Annotated in this window: 24 protein-coding genes and 1 pseudogene; 9 read left to right on the forward strand and 16 right to left on the reverse strand. The window is 54.6% G+C overall.

The genetic code is table 11. The features are described 5' to 3' along the window. Positions 1-26: 26 nt before the first annotated feature. Positions 27-626, reverse strand: a pseudogene (locus tag ACZ47H_RS00225) (pyridoxal phosphate-dependent aminotransferase); the annotation flags it as partial. Between the two features lie 37 nt (positions 627-663). Then, positions 664-1,227 (reverse strand): aminotransferase class I/II-fold pyridoxal phosphate-dependent enzyme, encoded by a 564-nt coding sequence (locus tag ACZ47H_RS00230; RefSeq protein ID WP_464933228.1) that lies wholly within the window; start codon positions 1,225-1,227, stop codon positions 664-666. A 145-nt stretch (positions 1,228-1,372) separates the two neighbouring features. On the opposite strand from ACZ47H_RS00230, the gene ACZ47H_RS00235 reads away from it, so the two are divergent. From ACZ47H_RS00235 to ACZ47H_RS00260, 6 genes are all read left to right on the forward strand, one after another. Then, positions 1,373-1,639: a biotin/lipoyl-containing protein gene (locus ACZ47H_RS00235; protein ID WP_464933229.1), complete on the forward strand. Its 267-nt coding sequence runs from the start codon at positions 1,373-1,375 to the stop codon at positions 1,637-1,639. A gap of 13 nt (positions 1,640-1,652) precedes the next feature. Continuing rightward, complete coding sequence (gene lipA / locus ACZ47H_RS00240) at positions 1,653-2,528, forward strand: lipoyl synthase (protein ID WP_464933230.1); 876 nt, start codon at positions 1,653-1,655, stop codon at positions 2,526-2,528. After that, complete coding sequence (locus ACZ47H_RS00245) at positions 2,507-3,202, forward strand: lipoyl protein ligase domain-containing protein (RefSeq protein ID WP_464933231.1); 696 nt, start codon at positions 2,507-2,509, stop codon at positions 3,200-3,202. The genes lipA and ACZ47H_RS00245 overlap by 22 nt, the downstream gene beginning before the upstream one ends. A gap of 193 nt (positions 3,203-3,395) precedes the next feature. Beyond that, positions 3,396-4,943 (forward strand): M28 family peptidase, encoded by a 1,548-nt coding sequence (locus ACZ47H_RS00250; protein ID WP_464933232.1) that lies wholly within the window; start codon positions 3,396-3,398, stop codon positions 4,941-4,943. Continuing rightward, positions 4,928-6,052, forward strand: a complete 1,125-nt coding sequence (locus ACZ47H_RS00255) for a hypothetical protein (protein WP_464933233.1) — start codon at positions 4,928-4,930, stop codon at positions 6,050-6,052. Before ACZ47H_RS00250 ends, ACZ47H_RS00255 begins: the two co-directional genes overlap by 16 nt. A gap of 69 nt (positions 6,053-6,121) precedes the next feature. Beyond that, complete coding sequence (locus ACZ47H_RS00260) at positions 6,122-6,595, forward strand: ferritin-like domain-containing protein (RefSeq protein ID WP_464933234.1); 474 nt, start codon at positions 6,122-6,124, stop codon at positions 6,593-6,595. Positions 6,596-6,645: 50 nt separating this feature from the next. Here ACZ47H_RS00260 and ACZ47H_RS00265 read toward each other — a convergent pair whose 3' ends face one another. The 4 genes from ACZ47H_RS00265 to ACZ47H_RS00280 are packed head-to-tail and all read right to left on the reverse strand — an operon-like array spanning position 6,646 to position 10,315. Continuing rightward, entirely contained in the window at positions 6,646-7,290 is a 645-nt protein-coding gene (locus ACZ47H_RS00265; protein WP_464933235.1) for a hypothetical protein, read from the reverse strand. Continuing rightward, positions 7,287-8,051: a hypothetical protein gene (locus tag ACZ47H_RS00270; RefSeq protein WP_464933236.1), complete on the reverse strand. Its 765-nt coding sequence runs from the start codon at positions 8,049-8,051 to the stop codon at positions 7,287-7,289. Before ACZ47H_RS00270 ends, ACZ47H_RS00265 begins: the two co-directional genes overlap by 4 nt. A gap of 3 nt (positions 8,052-8,054) precedes the next feature. After that, positions 8,055-8,948, reverse strand: coding sequence for an ABC transporter ATP-binding protein (locus ACZ47H_RS00275; protein ID WP_464933237.1), 894 nt, complete (start codon positions 8,946-8,948; stop codon positions 8,055-8,057). A gap of 41 nt (positions 8,949-8,989) precedes the next feature. Next, positions 8,990-10,315: a phosphoadenosine phosphosulfate reductase domain-containing protein gene (locus ACZ47H_RS00280; protein ID WP_464933238.1), complete on the reverse strand. Its 1,326-nt coding sequence runs from the start codon at positions 10,313-10,315 to the stop codon at positions 8,990-8,992. A 164-nt stretch (positions 10,316-10,479) separates the two neighbouring features. On the opposite strand from ACZ47H_RS00280, the gene ACZ47H_RS00285 reads away from it, so the two are divergent. Beyond that, positions 10,480-13,005 (forward strand): S8 family serine peptidase, encoded by a 2,526-nt coding sequence (locus ACZ47H_RS00285; protein WP_464933239.1) that lies wholly within the window; start codon positions 10,480-10,482, stop codon positions 13,003-13,005. 131 nt (positions 13,006-13,136) lie between these two features. Then, the gene (locus tag ACZ47H_RS00290; RefSeq protein ID WP_464933240.1) at positions 13,137-13,814 is read left to right on the forward strand and encodes a winged helix-turn-helix domain-containing protein; all 678 of its coding nucleotides are present in this window, start codon (positions 13,137-13,139) and stop codon (positions 13,812-13,814) included. 56 nt (positions 13,815-13,870) lie between these two features. Here the strand turns inward: ACZ47H_RS00290 and ACZ47H_RS00295 are convergent, their stop codons facing one another. The 9 genes from ACZ47H_RS00295 to ACZ47H_RS00335 form a co-directional block, all read right to left on the reverse strand. Further along, positions 13,871-15,106, reverse strand: coding sequence for a signal peptidase I (locus ACZ47H_RS00295; protein WP_464933241.1), 1,236 nt, complete (start codon positions 15,104-15,106; stop codon positions 13,871-13,873). A gap of 62 nt (positions 15,107-15,168) precedes the next feature. Next, positions 15,169-15,843, reverse strand: coding sequence for a hypothetical protein (locus ACZ47H_RS00300; RefSeq protein WP_464933242.1), 675 nt, complete (start codon positions 15,841-15,843; stop codon positions 15,169-15,171). An 87-nt stretch (positions 15,844-15,930) separates the two neighbouring features. Next, positions 15,931-16,590 (reverse strand): hypothetical protein, encoded by a 660-nt coding sequence (locus ACZ47H_RS00305; RefSeq protein WP_464933243.1) that lies wholly within the window; start codon positions 16,588-16,590, stop codon positions 15,931-15,933. A 587-nt stretch (positions 16,591-17,177) separates the two neighbouring features. Continuing rightward, on the reverse strand, positions 17,178-17,501 hold the full coding sequence (locus ACZ47H_RS00310; protein ID WP_464933244.1) for a DUF4387 family protein: 324 nt from the start codon (positions 17,499-17,501) through the stop codon (positions 17,178-17,180). Then, positions 17,501-18,850 (reverse strand): acyclic terpene utilization AtuA family protein, encoded by a 1,350-nt coding sequence (locus ACZ47H_RS00315; protein ID WP_464933245.1) that lies wholly within the window; start codon positions 18,848-18,850, stop codon positions 17,501-17,503. Before ACZ47H_RS00315 ends, ACZ47H_RS00310 begins: the two co-directional genes overlap by 1 nt. A 57-nt stretch (positions 18,851-18,907) precedes the next feature. Then, positions 18,908-20,467 (reverse strand): aminomethyl-transferring glycine dehydrogenase subunit GcvPB, encoded by a 1,560-nt coding sequence (gene gcvPB / locus ACZ47H_RS00320; protein WP_464933984.1) that lies wholly within the window; start codon positions 20,465-20,467, stop codon positions 18,908-18,910. Positions 20,468-20,474: 7 nt separating this feature from the next. After that, positions 20,475-21,875, reverse strand: a complete 1,401-nt coding sequence (gene gcvPA / locus ACZ47H_RS00325; protein WP_464933246.1) for an aminomethyl-transferring glycine dehydrogenase subunit GcvPA — start codon at positions 21,873-21,875, stop codon at positions 20,475-20,477. 66 nt (positions 21,876-21,941) lie between these two features. Continuing rightward, complete coding sequence (locus ACZ47H_RS00330; protein ID WP_464933247.1) at positions 21,942-23,249, reverse strand: amino acid ABC transporter substrate-binding protein; 1,308 nt, start codon at positions 23,247-23,249, stop codon at positions 21,942-21,944. 83 nt (positions 23,250-23,332) lie between these two features. Beyond that, complete coding sequence (locus ACZ47H_RS00335) at positions 23,333-24,274, reverse strand: hypothetical protein (RefSeq protein ID WP_464933248.1); 942 nt, start codon at positions 24,272-24,274, stop codon at positions 23,333-23,335. A gap of 49 nt (positions 24,275-24,323) precedes the next feature. Between ACZ47H_RS00335 and pyrE the strand changes: the two genes are divergently transcribed. Then, positions 24,324-24,893 (forward strand): orotate phosphoribosyltransferase, encoded by a 570-nt coding sequence (gene pyrE / locus ACZ47H_RS00340; protein ID WP_464933249.1) that lies wholly within the window; start codon positions 24,324-24,326, stop codon positions 24,891-24,893. Here pyrE and ACZ47H_RS00345 read toward each other — a convergent pair. Continuing rightward, positions 24,846-25,688 (reverse strand): tRNA (adenine-N1)-methyltransferase, encoded by an 843-nt coding sequence (locus ACZ47H_RS00345; RefSeq protein ID WP_464933250.1) that lies wholly within the window; start codon positions 25,686-25,688, stop codon positions 24,846-24,848. The two genes, pyrE and ACZ47H_RS00345, sit on opposite strands and share 48 nt — an antisense overlap. Between the last annotated feature and the right edge of the window lie 77 nt (positions 25,689-25,765).

Consider the following 25,765-nt stretch of genomic DNA (forward strand, 5'->3'; position numbering starts at 1 on the left):
ACCCACTGAGACCCATGGAGGGAGGCTTATAGCTCGCCGAGCAGCTCAGCTATCCTCTTCACCCCCTCCCTTATCCTCTCCTCCGACTCTGATACAAAGCTGAACCTCACGGCATACTTATAGTGCTGGCTGAAGTAGGAGCCCGGTACCACGGCGACTCCCTTCCTAGTGAGCAGGAGCTCGGCCAACCTGTCCGCGTCAAGTCCTAGTGGGGAGAGATGTTCTTTTAGGTCGGCGAACACGAACATCCCGCCCCGTGGGACTATGAACCTTGCCTTTGGCAGGTATTTCCTCAACGCCTCTACTAGAGCGTCCCTTCTCGCAGCATACACGCTCCTTACATGTTTGAGGTGCTCCTCCATCCTAGACGGGTTGCCGAGATAGATCTCTACAAGCTCTTGAGCAATCGATGGTGGACAGTAGACTGTCTCGCTGACTAGGAGCTTCACCTTCTCCACTATCTCTCTTGGACCATAAACGAACCCCAGCCTCCACCCCGGTATGCCTGGGTCTTTGCTGAAAGTATTCACGGATACAACGTTCTCAGGGGCTAGGTTATACAGGTAGATGTGCTCTCCCTCGTAGACAAGGCTCCTGTAGGCCTCATCGGTTATAATGATAAAGCCATAGTCTACGGCTAGATCCGCTAGAGCCCTCGCAACGTCACCATCGACTACCCTCCCAGTAGGGTTGTTCTGGAGAGACGAGGATCACCCCCTTAACCCTCACCCGTGACAATGTTTCCTTCAACTCCTCTATTGGCGGCTGGAATCCTGCGTCGAGATCCTCCCTCAACACGATCGCCTCGGCTCCAATATAGTCTAGGAGGGGCCAGTAGCCGAAGTACATCGGGTCGAATACAACTACTCTATCGCCTGGCTTGAAGAGGGCTGCGGCGACGGAGAATAATGCGGACTGCCCCCCAGCTGTAAGGGTTATCTGGTCTGATCCGACCTCCACACCATGCCTCGCCAGCTCCCTCCTAATCGCATCCCTAACGCTCCCACGCCCCTGGCTGGGGGTGTAGGCGTAGAGGCGCATATCGTCGGCCAACAGCCTCTCAGCGAGCTCCTCCCGGACCCACCTTGGAGGCGGGATGCTCGGCTGCCCTGTCGAGAGGAGTATAATGTCGCGCCCTTCCCTCGCCAGCTTCTCCCTTACCGAGTCGATTTTTCTAGTCGGGCTCTCCCTCAGCCTGTATATGGAGGGGTTGAAGTCATACTCCAAGAGGCATCTCCATATAGGTGGACGATTGGTGTGGGGTAAAGTGTTATAATAGTTTAACTTGTGGAGCCTGCCCGCCCTTGTCACAGAGGATTATGGAGTAATAAATGCTCGGAAACTACCAGTAGACTTGAACGGTGGTGTAGGATTGGGAGAAAATATCCAGCTGGTAAAGGTGCCAAGCGACGTCTGGCCGAGCAGGAGGGATTGGCGTGCCAAAGTGGTTGCAGTCCATAAGAAGCCAGGGGACCACGTGTATCGTGGGGAGCTATTGGCTGAGCTGGAGCTTGAAAAGGTTGTAATAGAGGTTGACTCCCCCGTGGAGGGGAGGGTGTTGGAGGTCTTCGTCAATCCAGGGGATCAGGTGGGCCCAGGAGATCCCATTGCCTCGATCAGTCTAGGGATTACTGGGTAGAGGATGATCCAGGGTGGGGTGGAAGGTTAGGCTCAAGCCTGGGGAGGGAGCGGAGATCCAGAGGATATCCAAGCTGCTAAGGAGTCTAGGGCTTCACACTGTGTGCGAGGAGAGCCTCTGCCCCAATATCCTAGACTGCTGGAGGAAGGGTGCCACGACCTTCCTCATACTAGGAGACATCTGTACTAGGGGATGCAGGTTCTGCTATGTGAAGAAGGGGAAGCCCTTACCCCCCGACCCCTCCGAGCCCGCGAGGATCGCTGAGGCCGTGAGGAGGCTGGGTTTGAGATATGTAACGATAACGAGTGTTACAAGAGACGATCTCCCAGATGGTGGTGCGAGCCACTACGCCAGGGTAGTAAAGGCAGTTAAGGGCATTGGTGGAGTCAAGGTCGAGGTCTTAACCCCCGACTTCGGAGGTGTAAGGGAGCACGTTGAGCTAGTCGCTTCTTCGGGGGTTGATGTATACGCTCACAACATTGAGGCTGTTAGGAGGATCACGCCGTTAGTGAGGGATCCCAGGGCTGGGTATGAGCAGAGCCTTAACGTTCTCAGGTATGTGAAGGAGTACGATGAGTGTATTGTGACTAAGTCAAGCATACTCCTCGGCCTCGGGGAGGAGAAGGAGGAAGTGGTAGAGGCTATGAGGGATCTAGTGAGCGTGGGAGTAGATGTGCTGGTTTTAAGCCAGTACCTGAGGCCGAGCCCCAAGCAGGTGAAGGTGGCAAGGCACTACAGTCTGGGTGAGTTCAAGGAGTTTGAGATGAGAGCCTACAGTCTTGGATTCAAGTATGTCCTAGCCCACCCACTGGCTAGGACAAGCTACAGGGCCGAGGAGGTATATGAGGCTGTGAGGAGGAAGATGCATTGCCCAAGCCGCGCTTCCTAGGCGTGATAGTTGCTGGTGCTGAGAGGCAGATGAGCCTAGACTTAGACTATTTGTTGAGGGTTAACAAGCTCTCCTTCCGCATAGGAGTATGGTCGAGGCTAGCAGTATCCCTTGGAAGGAGGCAGGAGGCCCGTTGGAAGTACTCTCCTTCAAGGCTGGCCTCCAGGGGGGTAGAGGTGGTTTGGAGGCCTACCGGCGGTTTAACTATACTCCACCATCCAGGGACCCTCACAATACACGCCTACGCCCCCGCATCGAGCCCGCTCTACAGGGTAGACGTGGTGTCTGCGGCTGTGAGCTTCGCCTCCTGGCTAAGGGATGCGCTAGTAAGCCTCGGCTATAGTGTTGAGTATTCCCGGCGTCCATGGGAGAGGAGGAGGCTCACGCCGAGAGAAACGGATATATGCCTAGCCTACACGGGGGCTGCAGACCTCTACCATGAGGGGAAGAAGGTTGCCGCAGCAGCCCTGAGGAGGACGAGCAGGGGGCTCCTCTACCAGGGCTATATTATACTAGAGGAGCCATGGTACGAGTTATGGGCCTGGGTAGACGAGTACCCATATCCGGGGGAGCTTAAACAGGCCTTCAAGGGTCTAGGTGCAGACGTGACCCTTAAGGAGCTGGCAGGCGCCCTGGAAGAGGCGGTGGTCGAGCCAGTCAAGATCGAGTCGTGAGGGAGCCCTTAGGCGACCCCTCCACCCCACTGGGATGTAGGGCTGTGATGAGTGTGGTGGACACCGAGGCCCCAGCTTATGAGGGCCTGTGAAGACTAGGAGCCCTCTGAGCCCAACAGTATAACGTGGCCCCACAAGAATATACGCCTCCCGGGGAACCCCTCTAGACAGCCGTAGTTGGGTGCGGTAATTGATGGAGCAAGTAGAGAGGCTGAAGAGGATCGCAGAACTCCTCTACGATGGGAGAGAGCACGTAGCAGGAGGAAAGGGGGAGGTCCGTGAGGCTGAGAGGATAAGGGGGATTATTGAGGAGGAGCTCGGAGTAGAGGCAGAGCTCCTCTCAACCCCGGTCTCCTCGTGGAGGCTTAAGAGCGTATCCGTAGAGCCCAAGCCAGCCTTCACGGCTGTAGCCCCCTACGTAGAGTCATGGGATGTCGAGGCACCAGTACACCACATAGAGGGCGACCCAAGCGACTACAGGGCATGGCGTCGCTTTCCCGAGGGGAGGATCGCAGTCGTCATCCCACCGGGCAACCCCGACGATCTGAAGTACGCAGCCCTACACGCCTGGGAGGCTGGCGCTGTAGGACTAATAGTGGGGAGCCCGGTTGAGAGGAAGATAGTCTCAACGGGCGCGTGGGGGTACAGCTACACCTCGGGGGCTCCAACCCCGATACCCGTGGTTGTAGTAGACGTTGATAGTGCCCGGAGGATCGCCTGGGAGGGGAGGGCTAGGCTGAGTGTTGAGGCTGAGACGGTTGACTCGACCGGCTATACTATTAGGGCGCGTATAGGCGGGAGGGGCCTCGTCGCCGTGGGATCCCATTACGACCGCTGGTATGGGGGGTTCCAGGACAACATGCTGGGTATAGCGCAGTCTATCCTCGCAGCTGAAGCATTATCCAGAAGGGGGTATGGGGTTGAGCTGCTCTCGTTCACCGCGGAGGAGCACGGCGCCCCAGGATACGCGGGCTGGTACTGGGCTTGGGGGAGCAGGTGGTATACCCGCCAGCTGGTCGAGGCGGGGCTCACGGGAGAGTACCTTGTCTACATTAACTATGACATTGCAGGGAGCAGGCCCCTAGTAGTATCGGGGAGCCCCCAGTACGCTGGGAGAGTCCATGAGCACTTGGGGACCCTGGGGGTCCCTGCATTGAAGAGGATGGTGGAGTGCCCGGAGTGCGATAGTATGAGCTTCGCATCCGCTGGAATCCCCACGATAAGCATCCACAGCCTATGGAATGAGAAGGTTAGAGGCTTCTACCACACTCCCATGGATACACCGGAGAACGCAGACTACCAGGCAGCCGCAGCAGCGGTTGAAGCCAGCGTCAGAGCGGTAGCTGAGGGGCCCAGGTGGAGGGACCTGGAAGACCTGCTCGGGAACCTCCTAGGCGAGGGACCCCTGCTTGCGAGGAACATATACTATACTCTAGTCGCAGAAGCCCATCGGAGAGGATGGAGCCAAATCTATAGATGGATGAGGCAGAGGTTCCTCAAACCCCTGCTTATCGGAGACTACAGGTATGATATGGGCGAGGACCTGGAAGCCTACTACTTCCCCGAAGTCTACGCTATAAGAAGGGTGAGAGAGAAGAATCCCCATACAGTCATCATACCTGGGGAAGAGAGAATCCTCTACCAGCCCAAGCCGCCTGGGGGATTCAAGGAGCAGGTTCACTACACCCTGCTAGACCTATGGTCCCGGTTCCGGGAGGAGCTGGAATGCCTAGAGAAGTAGCCTGCATGCCCAGGAGGATACTCATTAAATCCCACAAGCCCGTCGATGAAGCACTCCTCGAGATGATCAAGTCTGCTACTGGGATTGAAGCACACGCATACAAAGATGCTTGCCAGGAGGGAGACCTAGTCCTGTACTCTCCCAGAAATAGTCATCCTAGAGGAGACTGCGTTAAGGTGAGAATACCCCATCTGGACCTGCTGCCCGAGATCCTAGCTAAAGCCTCCCGCGACTGGTGCGCCTTCACCAAAGACCCGGAGGCATTCTACTACAACCATATCATCGAGGCGGCTGAATCACTCTACCGAGACTACCGGACCGCCTGGGATAGAGGTCCGAGAATACCATTGAAGCCACCTCCAATACTCGTCGCCTCAGAAGTATACGTTGAGAAGGATAACAACGCCTACGAGGAAGCGTTGAGAAGGGTGTCTGAGGGGGCGAACATAATCGTTCTAGGAGCCACACGAGCCACTGGCAGGGAGGAGTACCAGAGGCTCGTTAAGAAGCTCTCCATAGACTACACTGTATTCGTTGATCAAATAGGGCTCCTAGACCCAGAGGAAGCCTACTCACTGGGGGCTGAAGGATGGATGAGCCTCACACCCAACCAGCTCGCAACCATAACCGAGGATGCTAGGAGCCTACTGGCATACGTTATAATACCCTCAAGCCTAGGCTCCGCTCATAGCCGCTACCGGCAGCTATCACAGGCTTACACCACTGCTAGGAGGCTCGGCTATGATAAGATCATACTCGACCCAGTCCTCCAGCCCCCAGTAGCGCCTGGAGCTCTCGAAGGCCTCTACGCTGCGAAGCTATTATCCTATGAGGGGCTGGGGCCGATAATGCTGGGAATCAACAATGTCTACGAGCTGGTTGACGCCGATACACACGCTAGTATAGGTGTCCTAACAGCGCTGGCTGGAGAGGCTGGTGCTAGCCTCATACTCGTGGGGGAGGAGAGTAGCAAGGCTAGGGGTGCGACGCTGGAAGCGGTGATTGCCTCCCGCCTCGCAAGCCTCTCGCTCAAGTATAATTCTCCGCCCAAAGACTACCCTTACAGATTGTTGCAGGTGAAGAGTAAAGGGAGGAATCTAACCATCTGAATACAGTCTACTATTCGGAAAGACCGTATTAACCTCAACAAGCAACATTATATGGTGAGGTGGTTTTCCATGTCAGAGGAAATACTTTCACTTGTCAAGACTTGGCTCAAGGAGGAGCTAACCTACGCGGCTCAGTTAAGGAGCCTGGCTGAGAGCCTAAAGCACCCAGTCCTTAGGAGCCTGTTCCTTGCTATAGCCAAGGATTCCGAGAAGCACAATCTCATCCTAACTGGTATCAAGGACTATATCGAGAATAATAGGCCCTTCATAACAGAGGAGGACCTTGACAGGATAAAGGAGACTATAAAGAGCCATATCGAGGAGGAGAGCACCTCTATTAAGGAGCTGACCCGTTTGAAGGAGCAGGTCGATGACCCCGCACTGCTATTGCTGATAGAGGCTATGCTAGATGATGAGATGAAGCACCACGCGCTCCTAGTACAGATCCAGAAGTTGATAGCGGAGAAGGAGAAGATCTCGGACCAAGAGCTATGGGAAACCCTCTGGCTCCACAGCCCCTACCATGGTGCCCCAGGAGGCTGACGCTCACAGTAGTACTTGAGGGTCCCTCCCCATATCCCCCATAATCCAGGCTATTCCCCACCAGTTTTCCTACTCCACATAACCGAGCCTACAATACCAGCAAGTGTCAGTGCTCCTCCAAGCACTAGCGCCCCTGTGAGGCTCATCCTATGATATCCGGTTAGCTCATATTCTATAGTGTAGTCTACTATCTCGCTGTCCGGGACTCCTATGACCACCGCGCTCTCTGATGGTAGGAGGTGGACTCTCAACGTGACTGTACCGTTGCTCGCCGGGGCCTGTCTTATGGCGAAGTCTAGCATCTTTGCAATGCCTGGGAGGGCGGTTAATAGGTACTTACTCGTCCTTAGGGTGGAGTAGCCGTAGAGGAGTCCTGCTCTAACGTCATGCACCGTCTCGGAGGCATTGACGGATATGTTGAATACTGTGAGAGAACTCACAAGACTCATTATATCGCCCGAGACGTTTGTTATGTAGAAGGCTGTGGAGACCCCTTTAACGGTGATATTGGCGTCTCCCTCCCCCGCCATGCTCATTAGGAAGACAGCCACGCCCTGGGCACCCTTTGTATCGATGCTTCCATTATATGATGCTTGGGTCTTGGCACCATAGTAGTCTGATATACTCGCAGCTATTATGAGGGCTAACCCTATCACAACCAGTATCCGCAGATAGAGCGGAGGCCACCTCTTCATGTCGGCTCGAACCTCCTATCGAAATACACTATTAGCAGTGCGAGGAAGACGATTATTAGGATGGGTACGAACAAGTACTCTCCCAGGGTCACCCTGGATGGGGAGAGGCCCTCGTGGTGCAGGACTGCGAAATATGCTACCCTTTGGAACTGCATTGCCAGAGCAACTTCATCGGCCCATGAACCTAGGCTTGGGGCTAGAGACTGGATGAGGAGCCATATCACATTGTATGCGAAGTAGAATGTTATACTCAGCACGCTGGCGGTCCCACTACTCCTTGTCGTGAGTGCTATGAATAGGAAGACTACACCGTAGAGGAGGGCCTGGATGAAGTAGCCAGTAAATACTGCGAGGTACGCTAACGGATCCCCTACAACCACCCTGTAAAGTATTATCCCGGCTATCAGGGATGGGAGGCCTAGTAGCGCGAATGCCGGGATCACTACTCGGGATGCGAGTATCGAGAAGGCTACCCCCATCCTGGAAACCGGGTATGAGAGGTATACTGCTATAATATCCTCCCTCACAAGGCTCGCTAATCCACTAGCCCCTCTAAGGCCCAGGTAGAGGGCGACTGTGAATAGTGTGGGTTCAAGAACGAGCCTTGCTAGTATGTAGGATTGAGTTGCAGGCTGGATAGTGGCCATCACCGCCCCTAAAGCGGCGATCACTAGCATCATCACGTCGAATCCAGGAGGCCTGAGACTGTCTAGGCTGTCCAAGACTATGAGTGAGAGTATCTTCCTTCCTCCACCCGCCACTATTCACCCCCCGGCTAGCTCGGCCTCTATCGATGCCTCCACGAAGTCTACTGAGTAGACTACGAGGCCCTTTCCTGCCGCGTCGACTAGTGCCTCGAGGAGGCCCGCCTGATCCCGTAGGCCGGAAAGGCGGACTACCACGCTGTAACCCTCGACTTCCACATCGAAACCGTGCTCTCGGAGAACCCTCTCTAGTAACTGAGTGTCGCTCCCCCTAATCCTAGCCCTGGTTAGGCCGCCTAAGACTTCCTCGGGGGACCCGCTCTTAACTATCCTCCCCCTATTCATTATTATTATCTTAGAGGCTATCCTAACGATCTCCGGGAGTATATGGCTTGATACAAGGAATGTTATCCCATGATCCCTGTTCAACTCGCCAATAAGGTTAAGGACCCTGATCCTCTCAACCGGGTCGAGGTTGCTGGTTGGCTCATCCGCTATTATGAATTGGGGGCCTCCAACAAGGGCATGGGCTATAGCAGCTCTCTGCTTTAAGCCAGCGCTTAGGCTGGTGAACGGCTTCCACTCGTGCCCCTCGAGGCCTGCGAGTTTAATGGCCTGCCTAACAGCTTCACTGCCCACCCCCCTAATCCTAGCGGCGTAGGCGAGGATCTGCCCTACTGGCACGGAGCTTGGGAGATTGGGTCTCTCGAATATCACTCCAACCTTCTCCCTAGCCTTAGGGTCCCTTAACGGGTCCCTCCCTAACAGCTCCACCCTTCCGCTATCCCTTCGAAGAATGCCGAGGGCAACCCGCAGCAGGGTTGTCTTCCCGGCCCCATTGGGGCCTACGAGGCCAGCCACCTCCCCCTCTTCAACCCTCAATGTCACATCGTCTAAGGCTTTAACCTCTCTGTACGTCTTAACAACTCCATCGACTTCTAGTACACTCTGCAATCCCCAAGGCACCATTACCCTGGAGGATGTCTCAAAGGATATTATCTTGAAGCTCTTACACCCAGCCTCCTCCACTCCCCCCTTAAAAGGAACTCCTCGGGATCCCTAATCCCCAACTCCCGTAGCACTTTATAGATTCTTTGATAGAAGCCCCTGCTCAGCTCCATCGATACCCTCATCTCGTGAATATGCATAGCTGGACAGAGCATGCATCCTATCCTGTGGAGCCCCCGGTCATATACTGGGTTGACAGGAAGTCCCTTGAGATACGCGTAGAGCTGTACCTCGAGACGGCTCCACGAGTGTATTGGTAGGAGCCTCTTAACTCCAGGGATGACTGGGTTTACTCCCACGCGGGGAGTTAGTGCACGGGACTCGCTCTCAAGAGCTCTGGCTCCATCCACTACTATCCTAGCACCCCTCGCCTCATAGTAGCCCCTGAGGGGCTCCAGCTTCAGGAGGCGTGTACACCACCTGTACTCCTTCCCCATCAACCCCCTCCTAGCAATCTCCTCCACCGGGTCGACCTGGGGGGATACAATGTCGAGGTCCACACCCAGCGTCTCGGCGAGTTCCTCGACCGTCCTCTTCGACTCAGGGAACTCCATTCCAGTATCAGCATAGACTGCTACAACACGCCTCCTACCCACAGCCTCAACGGCTAGTGAGAGGGCGGCACTGCTATCCAAGCCCCCGCTCACTGCAACGTATACCCTACCGCTCCCAGCATGGGCCTTTATGAACTCCCTGGCCTCAGCGGCAAGCCTCTCAATATAGGCTCTATTAACATTTACAGCATCTTCAATAGATGACGATGGGAGGGGCTTAAACCCTCTTGGAGCCATATCCTTAACCCTTACTATGCAAGGATTCCTCTCAATAATCTTAGCAGGCCCCACATATCTACGCTGCGATATAATGACGTATCCGGCCTCCTCTGGGCATTCGGGGAGGGTGATCTTCCTCCCCTTCAACCTCCCCTTATACTCGACGCTTATAGTCGGGGTCCCCGTTGATTCTAGGAGGCTGGCCAGCGCCCCAGTGGGGTAGAACCGCCATGCTCCATCCTCGTAGGCTAGAAGGCCTAGTCTCGCTGCGTGGGCGTATACTTCTCCCCCGAAGCCGCCGCTGGGCGAATAGGCTTTTTGGATTAGAATGAGCGAGTCCTCTACAATACTGGATGATCCCTTATAGAAGCCCTCTAATGCCTCCTTGAGCCACTCTTTCTCCCTGGCACCTGCCAGCCAGTGGTCTCTGTTTAGGCGGAAGCCTCTCGGCACACCCAGCCATGGCGTATTCTCCTTCATCCTCCACCCTACAGTCTTGGATATCATGCTACTGTGCACCGGGATCCCATCCTCTACCATCCCATCTTCATCTGGAATGATATGTTTTGGGTATTACGCCAGCGGTTTTCAATTTTCCATAATATATTTTTATAATTGTTTCTAATTAAGCTTGGAACACTTATAAATCCCCTCGCCCAACACGCAACTATCACGAAGACCCATTATGAACGGGTGTGAAAATAGTGGATCGGTCGAGGATCTTCGTGGCAATATTCCTCGTCGCGCTCCTCGCCGCAACTTATCCAGCATCCGCAGCTCTCAGCCTATCTCTAGGCTATAGTGGGTCGAAGCTGGTAGACCAGGTCGGCCTCCCAGTATTCAATCCCCTCCCAGCCCCCAACCCCAGTGCACTCGGAAAAATAGACCCTTCCCTAAGAGCTAAGCTCCTTCACGGTGAAAAGGCAGAGTTCTTCATAATACTCGATACACCAAAGGTCGAGGGACTTGTAACCCCAAGCCTCCTAGCAAGGACGCTTAAGACGCATGCCGCCATGACGCAGTGGAGTATCCAGCAGGCAGTATTCAATAACGGTGGAAATGTGATTAGGAGCTTCTGGATCGTAAACGCCCTCCTAGTAGAGGGTAACCTGAAGACTGCTCTGGCTGCCGCGGGCATGCCCGGAGTAAAAGCAGTAATCCCCAACTTCGAGGTCCACGCCCTAGACCTAAACCAGAAGGGTATAACCATCCAATCCACTGCGAGCGTTGAATCGTGGGGGATATACAAGATAGGAGCCGACAAGGTTTGGTCCGACTACGGCGTTACAGGGCAGGGTGTTAGAGTAGCAGTACTAGACACTGGTGTAGACATTAGCCACCCAGCCCTCCAGGGCAAGATGTTCACAGTTTCCCCCGGGGATCCCCACTATCCTGGCGGCTGGATCGAGTTCGACTCGAACGGTAACCCAGTGTGCAGCGAGCCCCATGATACCGACCAGCATGGTACACACGTTTCCGGCACAGTCCTAGGCGGGGACGGCTCCAACATAGTGATCGGAGTCGCTCCCGGAGCCAAGCTCATGCACGCACTAGTACTCCCCCAGGGCAGCGGCAGCTTTGCGAGCGTCCTCGCCGGTATAGAGTGGGCTGTCAACCCATACGATTGTAACGGCAACCCAACCCATGCACCGGCCCATGTAATAAGTATGAGCCTCGGCGCCAGCGGCTACTATGGCGACTACCTATTAGACGCGGTAAAGAGCGCCCTCCAAGCAAACATAATTGTGGTGGCGGCGATTGGCAACGACGGGCCAGGAACCAGCAGCAACCCCGGCAACATATGGGGAGTCATAGGAGTAGGAGCCACGGATGATAACGACAATGTCGCGAGCTTCTCAAGCGGGGAAGTCGTACACTACCAGAGCATACCGAGTAGCTGGCCCTTCTACGACACCTATCCATCCTCCTACATAAAGCCAGACGTGTCAGCTCCAGGCGTTAGCATCGTCTCAAGCGTCCCAGGCGGGGGGTACAAGGCCTTCGACGGCACCAGCATGGCAACCCCACACGTGGCGGGCACTGTCGCGCTCATACTATCAGCTCTAGGCTGGACTCATTGGAACGTAACAGACACTCCCGAAAAGATCTACGAGGCGCTAACAAAGACCGCAGTAGACCTTGGAGGACAGGGACAAGACACCAGGTATGGATATGGAAGGATAGACGCCTACCAGGCGGTCACCTACGCCCTCCAGAACTATGGTGGAGGCGGCAGTCCATCCCCGAACCCCCAGCCATCCAACGGCACCATATCCGGCCATGTGATTGATGCGGCGACCGGCCAGCCTATAGCTGGGGCTACAGTAACAGTCGAGGGTGTCGGGAGCGTGCAAACCGACAGCAACGGGTACTACGAGATAAGCGTGGCCCCCGGCAACTATACTGTCACAGCTGAGGCAAACGGATACCAGTCGCAAACCAAGACTGTAAGCGTAGACTCCGGGGCAACCGTAACAGTGGACTTCCAGCTCCAGCCAACCCAGACAGGCGGCACCGTGAAGGTAGCTGTGATAGGAGACGTCTACGGCCAGATCAAGACTCTCCTAGAGAACAATGGATACACCGTTGTAACCTATAACAGTGTAGCCGATTACCTATCCAACCCAGACCCAGCTGTGAAGGTTGTTGTAGTAGACCACTGGACCGCGTCCAACGTTGACTACGTGCCGAGCTCAGCCGACGTTGTAAACTTCCTGAAGTACCTCGACCAGCACGACATAGGCCTCGTAGCACTCGACGGGGCCTACGAGGGTAATGGGACCCTAGGAAACATACTCTACCTCTACAACTCCCAAGTAGAGGCGGCCGGATATCCGGCGCCCGACACTAGAGACTACGGCTACACCTACCCAACATACGTGGCAGTATACGTACCCGACACTTCGAGCCCACTATTCAACGGCATCTCCGGCAGCTATTACCTCGCAGACACCAGCAACTCGTACTACGCAGACTACGTCTACGCCTCCTTCACCGATGACAACGGAGTAACAGTGCTCGCTAAGATCGCCCTAAGGGGCTGGTTCTCCTGGTACATCGAGGGCGCCGCTGCAGCTGTATATGATGCTCCCGGCGCAGAGCACTGGGTATTCCTATTCTCGAGCAGCGATGGCTACTGGATGAGATACAACACGCCAGGAGCCGACGGAGTATACAGTCAGGAACACCACCAGCTACTAGTAAACGCAGTAGCCTACGCTATGCCCTAGGACTAGGAAATCACAGGTATAATGCCAAAATCCCATTCTTTTATCTTGTCTCCTAAAACTCAGCTAATATATAATGGTTGATTTAATAGTATCGGAGAACACTATACAATGCGAGGCTCTGGTGCAATTACTTGGACATAAAATTTTACAGGAGAGATAATAACGGCAATGCTGCAGGCGACTCGAGAAGGTATAGGGGTTACTTCGACATATTCAGGTGTATACTAGATCTTCTCTCACAAGGCCCTTCCAAGAAGACCCACGTACTAAACAACTGCAACCTGAACAGCAACACTGGTGCAAGGTATCTTAAAATGCTGGAGGGTGGAGGAGCGGTTTCTTCGAGTAAAGAAGGACGCGAGATATACTATAGTTTAACTGATAAAGGAATGCTAGCCCTTGTCGCAATGAAGGCACTATACAAGCTCCTCCTCACCCCAGATAGGACGGCTGAATGTAAGGATCTCATAAGGAGCATCCTTGACGAGAATCTTACCGGGTACCACGAGAACGCAACCCTCCTAACCTCGTCAGGTATAGGAGTACCAGTAACATTCTACCTTCCCGCCTCCTCTAGAGCAGTGGTGGTAATCGACAGCACCGATGTCGAGCTAGCACTACTCTACTCATCTCTAACCCTCGCAATTATATCGGAGGCGAAAGATATCGGAGAGGTCATTGTGATATCTCCGTTGGACGAAGGGATACTTGGAAGCCTCTTCCTCCCAGGCGAAGAAGATGAGGCCAGGAGAGTCAAGTTTATAGGTGGATGCCCCGGGGAATTACTCAAAGAAACATTAGCGGGTTGACGAGGGACCCTCCAAGACCATATTTGCACCCACACGGTAGAAGAGGGGTCTCCATTCTAATGGTCTTCCTTACTGGATATGCTTGTTAAAACCGCGATGGATACCGCGGCAATACTCCCCCATAGGATGACCTGTCTGACCAGCGTGTTCCAGTTTAGAAGTATGAAGAGCCAGCCCAAATGCGGGATCTTGTACTTGACCCTACCTATAACGTCGCTCGCATGTATACTGTAGGGGTCTACCTGGGCGTTGGCATCTCCCTTAGTGTGGATCACGCCATCCTCCGAGATGGAGTATACTCTGTGGGTGATGGGAGTTCTGCCCTCCCTGAATGTTATAATATCCCCCACCTCGATCTCTCCGGGATTAACTTTCTCGAGGAGGACAAGGTCTCCCCGTGCGATTGCGGGCTCCATGCTCCCAGTGACTATTGCGTAGGGCCTCCAGAAAACCACGTTCTCGCTATGAAGATATGCTATACCGCCCGCTGCGGCTCCAATGAGGATTAGGGCAGCCGCCAGCTTAGCGCGGCTTACCTTCGAGAACCTCTCACGGTATTCGATGTTGGGAGGATTCAGTGAGAGCTTCGCTATGTGCCAGCCGGCTATCCCTCCCACTGCCACTATCATTCCGCCGATCATGAGGCCTCCGCCTATGCTCAGGGGGCCGGTGAATAGTAGGGTTAGGAGAAGGCCGTACATTATTGTACTAGAGAGTATACCGTGCTCCCTAATCTCTCTTGCCAGCATGTATCCTAGACCATAATTCGCTACCATGATTGATGCAGTTGCTAAAGCACCTCTCCCAGAGGCTATAGTCGTGAGGCCAGCAATCACCGAGAGGGTGAGTCCTCCAGCGAGGGAGGCTATATCGTGATCATTCACACGTTCTAATAGCTGGGTGAGTCCAGCTGCTAGGAGAAGGCTCGTGGAGAACGAGTACAGGGCGAGAGATGCCACTCCATAGGCGCCGATGTCAGGCGGCCCTCCTAATGCTCCTATCCCCCATGCTAATAGTATCATGAGGAGGTATGCGACCCCAGCAGCTAGGGCTCCCACGGGGGAGGCTGATAACCCCCCTATAGAGCCCCTCCCCGCTATCAATAGGGGTAGTGCGAGAACCAGCAAGATAATACTGTATACTAGGTAGTATGTTGAGACTCCGCTTGCCAACCTTGTTGCTATGAGTGGAATGTATGTTGCACTCAGAATCATGGCTGAGAACGAGTATAGAATCTTGAATAGTAGTAGGCTTTTGCTCTTGAAAAAGGGGTTTGCCTGGTGGGCTTGCAATCCAGTCACCACTCGTTACGGTAACGCCTGGACAGCATGGTAGTGTATCACGAAGGCTGGGCTCAGCTTTCTCCCATTAGCTCTTCGTGCTCCTGGAGGTCGTCGCTTATCCCTATCCATAGGAATATAGCGTGTTTTTCTCCAGGCATTATTATAGTGTCATTGTCATACTGCATTATTGTTGTTGACGAGGTGTTGAGCTTCAACACGTTACCGCTGGCTGCGATATCCTCTAGGGACAGCTGTGTAGCAGGGCTCCCGTGGTTGGCGTTCCACCATGTCACGTTGTGTGTCCATGGGTCTATCCAGCCGGATGAGATCGCCGCTATACTGTACCATGAGTAGTCGAACTGTCCATTATAGTTTGGAGCGTCATATGCCGGGTTCACCATTACATAGTCGAGTAGGGCGCTGTTTGTGCACTGGGGCGCTGTTGGGTCGAACCAGAACGTTACGTGTACTGGTATCGTTCCCTCATTCCTCACTACGAGGAGCAGAGCCCCGTAGCCGTTTGGGTAGGCGTTGTCTAGGTCCACGGATATTAATCCAGTGTCCCCTGGCCCGTCGCCTGCATGGTCTACGTCGACATCGAACTCCATGACCGTGTTAGTGTTCCATCCTAGTGCCGTTGGCGTTATATCCCATTCGAGATGGCCTGTACTCATGCTACCGGTTACCGACGTCTGGTCGGTCCAGTGGGATAGGGTTAGGCCTCCTCCTGCCGCTGCGATCAGCATTAGTAGTGTTATTCCAGGTATTAGTTTTTTTATAGAAAAACTAGTTATCGTTGTTCACCTCCGTAGGGAGTGTAGGGCTGTCCCTCATTACGGGACTGCCTGTATCCACTCCATTACGACCTCTACGCTTAGGTTCTGGTCCATGAGGTCTTCAGGCGCGTTGACTGGCTGCGATTCTAGACCGAAGCATATTGTGAAGTATTCGGTCTCACCGGCATCCAAGTGAGTTATTCCTAACGGGTCTGTTAGGAAGTTGTAGTCTGTTATCATGTTGCCGTTTTCGTCCAAGTGCATTATCAAGACTGAGCCATTGTCAGTCTCATACGTCACGTTGAACTGGAAGTATTGACCATACTCTTCCCAGTCGAAGCTTGCCGTCGCATAACCAGTAGTGTTGTCCGTTAACTGTGCGGGTATACTGCCCGTGTTTTCGACGTTGAAGGCTATGCATGCCTCGTAACCAGGGTATACGTTGCTGAGGCTCATGACTAGTGCATCGTTTATGCCGCCGTCTGTGTCGTCGCCGTCATCCATGTTCACTAGTGAAGCCTGTACCTGGCCTACGTCGAGCGAGTTCTCATTGTCCCAGTAGTCCTCTAAGCTCATCTGGACGTTGAACGTGCCCATGGCCACGCTGCCCGTGACCTGGACTTCGTCATCCCAATGGCTAACAGCAAGGCCTCCAGTAACCATTATTAGTAATGGTACGATTGCCAGTACTGCCACCATCCTTGACTTGTTGTTCATATCTTCTTATTCTCCGACCCTTCCTCGGGTCGCATGTCAGTGGTCTGCCCCGCCTAATTTAAACGTATTTCATAAAAAATATATAATATTCTTATCCAATAATGTTACGGCATAATCATACCTAACATTGAATCCCCCACTCACGAGAAAACCATGGTACCATCGAGAATATTTGTACCAGGCTTTCCTAAAATCAATCTACAGGAATTCTTCCTGGACCATCTTAGAGACTCCTCCAGGCAAGTGCAGAGATATCAGCATAGAAGGCGATTATCGGAACATTCGCGATCCCCACATATACATATCTAGGACCAGCCAGTCGTCCAGCTCCATATCATGGGTTGGGAATGCGTTTGCCAGAGCAGCGTTAAGCCCAGCCTTCCACACTCGCAGACCGAATAGCGTGGGTCGGCCCCTATCTACTCCGGCGGGCTTGTTCCCTATCCCTTCGAGCCCCCAATACCCCGGATGCCGCGGAAGCTAGGAGCGAGTCTTTGAGGGCCCGCCGGGCACATCCTAGATGGGCACTCTCGCGGGCTTCAATAATCACCTCAACCATCCTGTCTAAGGACCTCGACCAGCACAATTCACCCTTCTAGCAGTCTACATCCAACTGGAGGTCTAGGAGTGGCGCATGTTGTTGCGCTCCATATACGTTCTCTATCCCCGGGGTGCCCGGAGGGGGTGAGGCGTGGGATGTTGATCTTTATAGCATAGGCGGGGGGATAGCCTATAACCTCCACGTCTCCAGGTGTAACTCTATATGCTTCTGCTATTAGGTCCCTTGTTAGCCTGGGGAGTACTTTCTCAAAGCAGTCCTCCTCCTCAAATATGATGTCAAGGGTTAAGGTGAAGGGGCCCGAGTTCTTACTCCTCACGACCCTCGCTATCTCACCCAGCCTCTTCTCCACTACCCGCTCACCTCCAGCACCTCCAGCCTCGAGAATTCTAGGGGGTCCCTCTCCTCTACTAGGTCCCATATGCTCCACTCGTAGACTTCTCCGCCGTAGAAGTCGCTGGGGCTGAATGGGAACGCCATGTTTCCCGCAGTGGTCTTCCTGCCTGGCCACCCGTAGTGGAGGAGCGTGCTCCTGACTAGGCTGGCAACTGTTTTAGCCTTGCCTTTGTCGCCGCATACTGTTTCAACTAGTATTCCTGCCTCGTGAGCTATCACCTTATGGGGCTCCCTTTCACCCATAACTCCATCCCGCCCGTAAACCTTATAGTATACGCGGCAGTCTCCTAGCCCCACTAGCCGGTCAGCGTTCTCCAGGGCCTCCTGCATAGCCTTGTCTATTAAGCGGAGGAAGCCCGGGTCCCTCACCCCGCCAATCACTATATAGCGGTGGCCCCTCCATCTAACGCCTTCCACCTTCACATGCCTTGGCTCAACGCTGACCCACTCGGTGCCCTTAACGATGACCCTGCCATCAACCTCCTCGTAGGTCGAGTTGGAGAGGTCCGCGTACCCGCCCGGTATACTCTCACGGTAAGGGTTGCTTCTCTCGTATAATGCGTGCTCCGCCACGGACAGCCTTGTTGCCCTCCGCCAGGCACTCATAGGGTATACCTCGAATTCTCCCGGCCTAATCACCCCCACCATGCCGTCGCTCCCACTACCGGGCTCGGCCGCGAGAGCTCCACACTCCAGTATCTTGGCCATGTGAACCGCTAGGCCTTTAGGGTACCCCTTCTTCCACGGCAGCGCGGCTGCTGGGGCGACGTCCACGATCCTACCCGCAACTACTACCTCTGCATCCCTCTCAAGGAGCTCGACTACAGGCTCTACCCCTAACTGTGCAACTATCCTAGCCGACTCCCCGATCCTATCGGGCAGGGTTTTGGCGAAGTATGTGGTTAAGGGTTGATGCCTCCTATACGGGAGGGTTTCAAGGAGCATGTTCTTATCGAGATCCGAGTAGATTACACCAGTGCGGAGCTTAACCGCCAGCTCTCTGGCCAGCTCGCGTATAATGTTGAGGGTCCATTCAACATGGGGCTCTGACCCCGCTCCCCCCGCTGAGCCTATTATGAGGGGGATCCCGTATTCTTTGACGGCCCTTATCATGTATTTTAGGTCCCGCTTAACCGCCTCTCGCGAAGTGAATGATTCTCCTGATCCTAGATAGTAGGGTCCGGGATCAGTGGAGCCGGCGTCAACTGCTATCGCGTCTACGCCCTCCTTCAGCGTCTTGTTGAAGGCCTCTAGGGGGTAGCCGTATCCCAGGATGGCTGTGGGGGAGAGTATACGGAGTTCCAATACAGCTACACCGTCACGGTTATTCTTGTGATGGCGTAATAATAAATTTGGGGGAGGTTATTTGAGGACTCCCAGCTCTCCCCTCTGCCTCTTTAGGTGGACCCTCCATGTCGGAGTAACTGTTCTGGGGTGGTTAGCCCTCACAAGGTCCAGTCTCGAGACTGTGGTGTTCCTGGGGGCGTTCTTCACCTTCTCCGGGTCCCTCCTCGCCTCCTCAGCTATCTCCTTTAGGGCTCTAGCATACTCCTCTATCCCCTCCAGGGGCTCGCTCTCGGTTAACTCTATCATTAATGCCTCCTCGACTATGAGGGGGAAGTATATTGTGGGGGCGTAGAAGCCCCTGTCCAGGAGGGCTTTAGCTACATCATCTGCCCTAACACCCGTCTCCTCCATGAGGGGCCTCGCGCTTACCACCGCCTCATGCTTCCTCGGCCTATCTGGATCGTAGGGTATCTCGTAGCCCTCCACTCCCCTTATTAGGTGGAGGAGGTAGTTTGTGGCGAGAACGCTCGCCTCTCCAGCTTCCCTCAGGCCGCGGGCTCCGAGGGATAGGATGTAGACGTATGACCATACTACTGGTATTGTAGAGAACCACCACGCCCTAAGCCGGCCAATGCTTGCCCTCGGCATTTCCAGGCGATACCTCCCGTCCTCTCCCTTCACCACAATCGGGCCTGGTAGGAGGTCTGTGAGGTAGTATCCCGTGTCGCCTACAGGGACCCTACGCGCACATACTGGGCCGGCGCCGGGTCCCCCGCCGCCATGTGGGCTTGAGAAGGTCTTGTGTAGGTTGATGTGTGCTATGTCGAAGCCCATGTCCCCGGGCCTTGCATAGCCTAGTAGGCCGTTGAGGTTGGCTCCATCATAGTAGAGGAGGCCGCCTGCAGAGTGTATGGCTTCTGCAATCTCTAGTATGTTCTGCTCGAAGAGTCCTAGGGTGCTTGGATTGGTTATCATGAGGCCGGCCGCCCTGTTCGAGACAGCCGCCTTCAACGCCTCCATATCCACGTTTCCATCGGAGCCCGTGGGCACCTCTATGACCCGGAACCCTGCCATAGAGGCGCTGGCAGGGTTTGTTCCATGGGCGCTGTCGGGGACTATGATCTCATCCCTATCAAGCCTGCCAAGCATTTCATGGTATTTACGGATCATGTGTACTCCGGCCAGCTCGCCCTGCGCCCCCGCCGCGGGGTGGAGGCTGCACTGGTCCATCCCCGTTATCGCTGCAAGCCACTCCTGGAGCTTGTAGGCGACTTCTAGAAGTCCCTGTACAGTCTCCTCTGGTTGGAGGGGGTGTAGGTTCTGTATGATTGGGTGGAAGGCATAGTATTTGGCTATCCTGGGATTATACTTCATGGTACATGATCCGAGCGGGACAGGGCCGTTATCAACACCATACGCCATTTCGGAGAGCCTAGTATAGTGTCTTACGAGCTCGACTTCCGAGAGCTGGGGTATGCTAGGCGGGCTGCTCCTCAATAGAGGCCTCCTGCGGGGATCCCCAAGTATCTCCTCTAGCTCCTCGTTGGATGGCATCTGGACCGGGGGCTCGCTCTTTATCCCCTCATACTCCATTATGTGGGGCTCGCTCGACCGGGCCTGCCTATACTCTCTCATCATTCTCCTAGCTCACCTCCAATGCCTCGACTAGGCTGGATACCAGCTTCTCCATGTCCCTGTCAGTATGAACCTCGGTCACGGATACCAGCCCATCTCTTCCACCCAGCCAGTCCGTGTGGCCCTCGAGTGGGGGTCCGACTAGTACGCCTTTCCCGGCTAGCCTCTCCCTAACAGTCGAGTAGGAGCCCTTCGGCAATCGGATTGGAATGTCCCTCCACACCTCACCACTCACTAGGGGGGCCTTCACGCCGGCGGCGGTTAGCTTCCTGGAGAGCTTTACCGTGTTATAGAGGATCTTCTCAGCAATCCTTCTAAGCCCATATCCCCCCATATAGGCGAGATAAGCCGCCGCTACTATAGCGAGGAATGCCTGGTTGGTAGTTATATTGCTCGTCGCCTTGGCCCTGCGGATATGCTGCTCCCTCGTCTGGAGTATCAGGGCGTACGCTCTCCTCCCATCCCTGTCCTCTGTGAGGCCTACGAGCCTCCCAGGCATCTGCCTCACGAGCCTCCCACTCCACCTCACAGCGTAGATTCCGAGCGACGGGCCCCCATAGTTTAAGCCGAGGCCCAGCGGCTGCCCATCCCCCACTGCAATATCCGCTCCCAGACTCCCCGGAGGCTTGTAGAGGGATACAGCTATCGGGTCAACCCCCATTATGAATAGGGAGCCATTCCTATGAGCAATCTCCCCTATATGCTCGGCGTTCCCGTCTACCACGCCAATGTAGCTGGGGTACTCTAGGTAGACCGCGGCTACACCTCCATTCAGCTTCCCTTCCAGGTCTTCTAGGTCCACCTCGCCCGTCTCAGGGTCTGCTCGAACCTTCTCTATGACACCGTGGGGTTTAACGTAGAGGCTCGCCACCTCATAGTATTGGGGGTTCATAGTTTCTGGTACGAGTATCTTCCTCCTACCTCGAACAACCCTGAAGGCTTCTAGAAAGGCCTCTCCAGCAGCGCTTGCTCCATCATACATGCTAGAGTTTACAACATCCATGTCTAGAAGCTCCGCTATGAGGCTCTGGTACTCGAAGAGTGCCTGGAGGAGTCCCTGGCTGATCTCTGGCTGATATGGAGTGTATGCTGTTAGGAACTCTCCCCTCAAAACCGCATCCCATACCGGCTTGGGGACATAGTGGGGCCACGCCCCACCTCCCGCGAAGGGCGGTGGGTCTTTGAATACCGTGATCTTTTCCAGGATTGCCTCCATCCTCTTAGAGACTTCAGCTTCGGGTAGAGGCTCACCCTCACCTATAGGGAGCTTATCCCACTCCTCCCTAATCCTTATCTCTCCGGGTATGTCCCTGTACAGCTCCTCAATGCTTTTGATGCCGAGTTCCCTGAGGATCTTCTCCAAGTCGCCCTTACGCCCGAGTAGGGGGGACCAGTAGGGGTAGCCCAAGATAGTGCACCAGAGATTATAATGATAGGGGATGTGGTATAAACGGATAGGGTCTCGAATACTTGACTAGCCCCATGGAAGGGGGTAGAGTGGCTCTGCCGTGGCGAACTCCTTCGGGGCGACAACTACCTTCTGGATCTCTCCACCCTTCTCTATCCACTGTACTACGAGGGGCTGGTGGCCAATCTGGAGCCCGTGGATTTCTGGGGTTGTATCGAACTTTATCACCCCATATAGGGTTAGGATGTTCGCGTTGTCGAGGGCCTCAATAACCCTGGCAGTGCTCACCGGGTTCGCATGCTCGATCCCGTACTGGAGTACGAGGCCTGCAGCGAAGCCTAACCCTGTTGCATATGTTGGTGACTCGTTGTATTCGCTATTATACATTGTTATGAACTCTGTGAGGCTTGGACCATACCATGTGAGGTTTAACTGTTTGGCAGCGAATGGAGAGTAGGAGGCGTAGACCTCCCACTCGCTCACTCCCATTATTCCAACGGCGATTTCTCCGAGCTTTGAAGCGAACTCGTCCCTTAGGGGGCCGTCGAGTAGGGCTACCAGCTTAGGCCGCACTCCTGCATCGTAGAGTGCTTTGACTAGAGCGATGGTTTCCTCAATGCCTCCCCCGCCAACTATTATATCTGGAGCCTTAGCTGCAACCGTGATAGCGGTGCTCGTGAAGTCTTTTGTGCCGGGGGGATAGTAGTATTCGAATACCACCTGGTACCCGTTCTGAGAGGCCCATAGCTTTACTCCGCTAGCCATGCTTCTCGCCGCAGTAGTGTCTATCGCTATAATGGCTATCCTGGTTGAATTGGGATCCATCTCCTTGGCTATATCTAGAACCGCGGTAAAGTATCTGCTGGCTGGCGTGGCGATCTGGTAGGAGTACTTCAAGCCACTCCTGAACAGGGACTCCTCGGGCGCTGTGACGATTATTATCTTCCTATACTGCTCGGCAACCTGTATCGCTGGCCTGGCTAGTACGTCTATGGGTGGTGATATAAGGTAGTCTACCTTGTCATCCTTGACGAGCTTCTCGTAGAGGGCTTGTACCTGTTCGGGATCGCTCTTGTCATCATAATAGTACAGTTTGACGCCGTATTTTTGCCCTTCATAGTTTATGCCTGTCTGGTTAGCCCATTTAGCCCACAGCTCTAAACCTTCTAGGAACTCCTCGCCTACTTCAGAGTATTTCCCGGAAAGAGACGCTGTGAATCCTACCCTAATGACGCCCCTCAGCTCCGCTTTCCCACTCTTGGGCTGGGAGTAGAGTGAGAAGTATGCCAGCACGCCCGCGATTATCAATACTATAATGACTATTGCGGCAATTGTAGAATTAAGTGCTCTCCAACTATCTCGGCTGCCGGGCAACGTGGAAAACCACCTGTCTACACTGTTTATCTCGAGTGATTATAATAAACTTCCCCCGACTGCTCATATAGTACCCAGAAACCTTATCCTTCCAACCGAGAGACTGTTCCCCCTCGGTTCCTCGGCCTGGAAACAATTACTTCTCCCCGTACACCCAGCTCCCGCATTATGGATTTGAGGGTCTTCCTGTCACTGTCGCTTGAATCCCAGGTCGTTATCGTGTAGAGGACGGGTCCCCAGCTGGACTGGGCGACAACTATCCCGTCCCGAGATGCCTCATCAGCTATCAATGCCAGGTCGCTCCTGTAGACTCCGCCCTGTACTTTGGAGAAGTAGAGGCCTGTAGCAGACTGTATGTGGTTGAGGCCCTCTAGGGCGAGGTTCAAGTCCCTCCTAGCCACTCCGAGGAGGAGATAGTGGAAGCCCCGGGACATCAACGCTGATATCTTGGGAGCCGCCGGCCTAGCTGGCGAGAGAAGCCTTAACTCCTCCTCCTCGTTGAGGCCTCGCCTCGCCTCTGGGACTACTATAATGAAGCGCCAGTCCTCTGGTATCTCGAGCCTAATAGGATAATACTCTTGCGGGGGAGGTACTCCTATGCCGGATGCGAAGCCCCCGTAAGCGTAGAGGATCGTGCCTACGCTTGAAGCTATTCTCCTCCCTAGCAGGTGTAGGCCAGCCTCGACTAGATCGGAGGGCGCTGGATTCCCACCCTGCAACACTGCTATTGCGTGGTAGGTTGCAAGCATAACCTGGGTTGTAGATCCAAGGCCAGCATGCCTTGGAGGAGCCTCCTCTAGCCTCACGCAAACGTTTGCATCAAGCTTCTTGATCACGCTTATGACTGGATCCCTAAACTCCCCGGGACCCCTATACTCGGCCTCACCACATTGGATCGCTGTCAGCCTCAGCCGGGGCTCCATAGCGTAGAAGCCTGCGCCCGCATAGTCTATCCCGTGCATCCTGTCGCCGATAACATGGAAGCCTGCGTGGAGCCTGCTCCCAGCCTCAACAGTCACCTCCAAGGTATTATCCCTCCAGTATACGGGACAGTATCTATTGGAGGGATTAGTGTTGAATGGGTCTCGGGGTAGCTGCAGTAGGAGAATGGAGGAAGCCGCTAGGATCCTTGTTGAGGCCGGGGTTGTGGAGAGGGGTACCTTCAGGCTCTCAAGCGGGAAGACCAGCAACCTCTACGTTGACGCCCGTAGGCTCCTGGGAAAGCCATACTATTTCAAGCAGGTGTCCATCCTCCTAGCCGATCTAGTCTCCCAGGTCGAGGATGCAGACGCTATTATAGGAGTCGCTACTGGCGGGATAGCTTGGGCCGCCGCGGTCGGCCTCCTTAGGGAGGTGCCTGTAGGATATGTTAGATCCAAGTCTAAGGGGTATGGCCTCGGCAGGATGGTTGAAGGCGTTGATCCACCCATGAATGTAGTAATCCTCGATGATGTGGCAACCACCGGGGGGAGTCTCGAGGCAGGGATAAGGGCGTTAAGGGAGGCAGGGTTTACTGTGGTGGCTGCAGTGGTTATTGTTGACCGAGAGGAGGGAGCGAGGGAGAGGCTTTCATCCCTGGGCGTCGAGCTGTGGGGGTTAACCACCCTCTCCTGCATCCGCGGCGTGATGGGCGAGTCTCCTTAGCACGACTATGTAGCCTGTGTGACCTATCATGCGGGGGGAGGGGCGTACTGCTCCCGGTGTCAGCTCTATGTCTCTCTTCAGGATCTCGAACGCCTCCTCTACAACAAAGTAGTCGGAGGCCTCCACGCTCTGCGAGAGCTTATCCAGCTGGTTCATTGTAGGCACGAAGACTAAGAGTGGGGCGCCTGGCTTGAGCGCATTATAGGCTGCTGGGAGGGCTGTCCACGGGTCCGGGAGGTCTAGGAAGCCAGCGTCTAGACCAGTGACACCCACCCCATCCCTTACATCTCCAAGCCTTAGCGAGACACACTCCCCTAGACCCGCCAGCTCAATATTCCTCCTGGCCGCCTCGAGCATATCGCTCCTGGCCTCCACCCCATAAATCATCCCGGTAGGGCAGACTATCGTGGCGAGGACCACAGTTAGAAACCCGGATCCGACTCCGGCTTCGAAAACCCTGCTACCAGGCCCTATGCCAGCCCTCAAAGCAATAATGGAGGAGTCTTTGAGGTATATGACCTGGCTCCTCCTCTCACCGAACTCCTCAAGCAGCTGGCTCCTAGTAGGCGGGAGTATATAGTAGGATGCCTTCCCGACCCTCCCCTTATACCCCCATGGCTTCCCAATGATGTCATCCCACCTGAGCATGCCCGCGAATGTGGCGTAGACTCCCCCCTTCCTCGGCCTGATAAAGTATTCCCTCCTCCTCCACCCCCTCACTACCAGCAGTGCTACAGGGTCGTTCTCCCTAACCGCATCCAAGACCTCGACACCCTCCCCAACAGCGGCATGCATATCCCTTTATACCACCAACGCCCCGATACGGGATTAAAGGGTACCTTGAGGGATCGGCTCTGGTCCCTCGGGCCGCC

Source organism: Thermodiscus maritimus (genome assembly GCF_055382595.1).

Coding starts and splice junctions, on each gene's coding strand:
- ACZ47H_RS00250 (WP_464933232.1), top strand. CDS start 3,396: ATGGAGCAAGTAGAGAGGCTGAAGAGGATCGCAGAACTCCTCTACGAT.
- ACZ47H_RS00255 (WP_464933233.1), top strand. CDS start 4,928: ATGCCTAGAGAAGTAGCCTGCATGCCCAGGAGGATACTCATTAAATCC.
- ACZ47H_RS00260 (WP_464933234.1), top strand. CDS start 6,122: ATGTCAGAGGAAATACTTTCACTTGTCAAGACTTGGCTCAAGGAGGAG.
- ACZ47H_RS00265 (WP_464933235.1), bottom strand. CDS start 7,290: ATGAAGAGGTGGCCTCCGCTCTATCTGCGGATACTGGTTGTGATAGGG.
- ACZ47H_RS00280 (WP_464933238.1), bottom strand. CDS start 10,315: ATGGTAGAGGATGGGATCCCGGTGCACAGTAGCATGATATCCAAGACT.
- ACZ47H_RS00300 (WP_464933242.1), bottom strand. CDS start 15,843: ATGCTGATCGCAGCGGCAGGAGGAGGCCTAACCCTATCCCACTGGACC.
- ACZ47H_RS00305 (WP_464933243.1), bottom strand. CDS start 16,590: ATGAACAACAAGTCAAGGATGGTGGCAGTACTGGCAATCGTACCATTA.
- gcvPB (WP_464933984.1), bottom strand. CDS start 20,467: ATGAGAGAGTATAGGCAGGCCCGGTCGAGCGAGCCCCACATAATGGAG.
- ACZ47H_RS00345 (WP_464933250.1), bottom strand. CDS start 25,688: ATGCATGCCGCTGTTGGGGAGGGTGTCGAGGTCTTGGATGCGGTTAGG.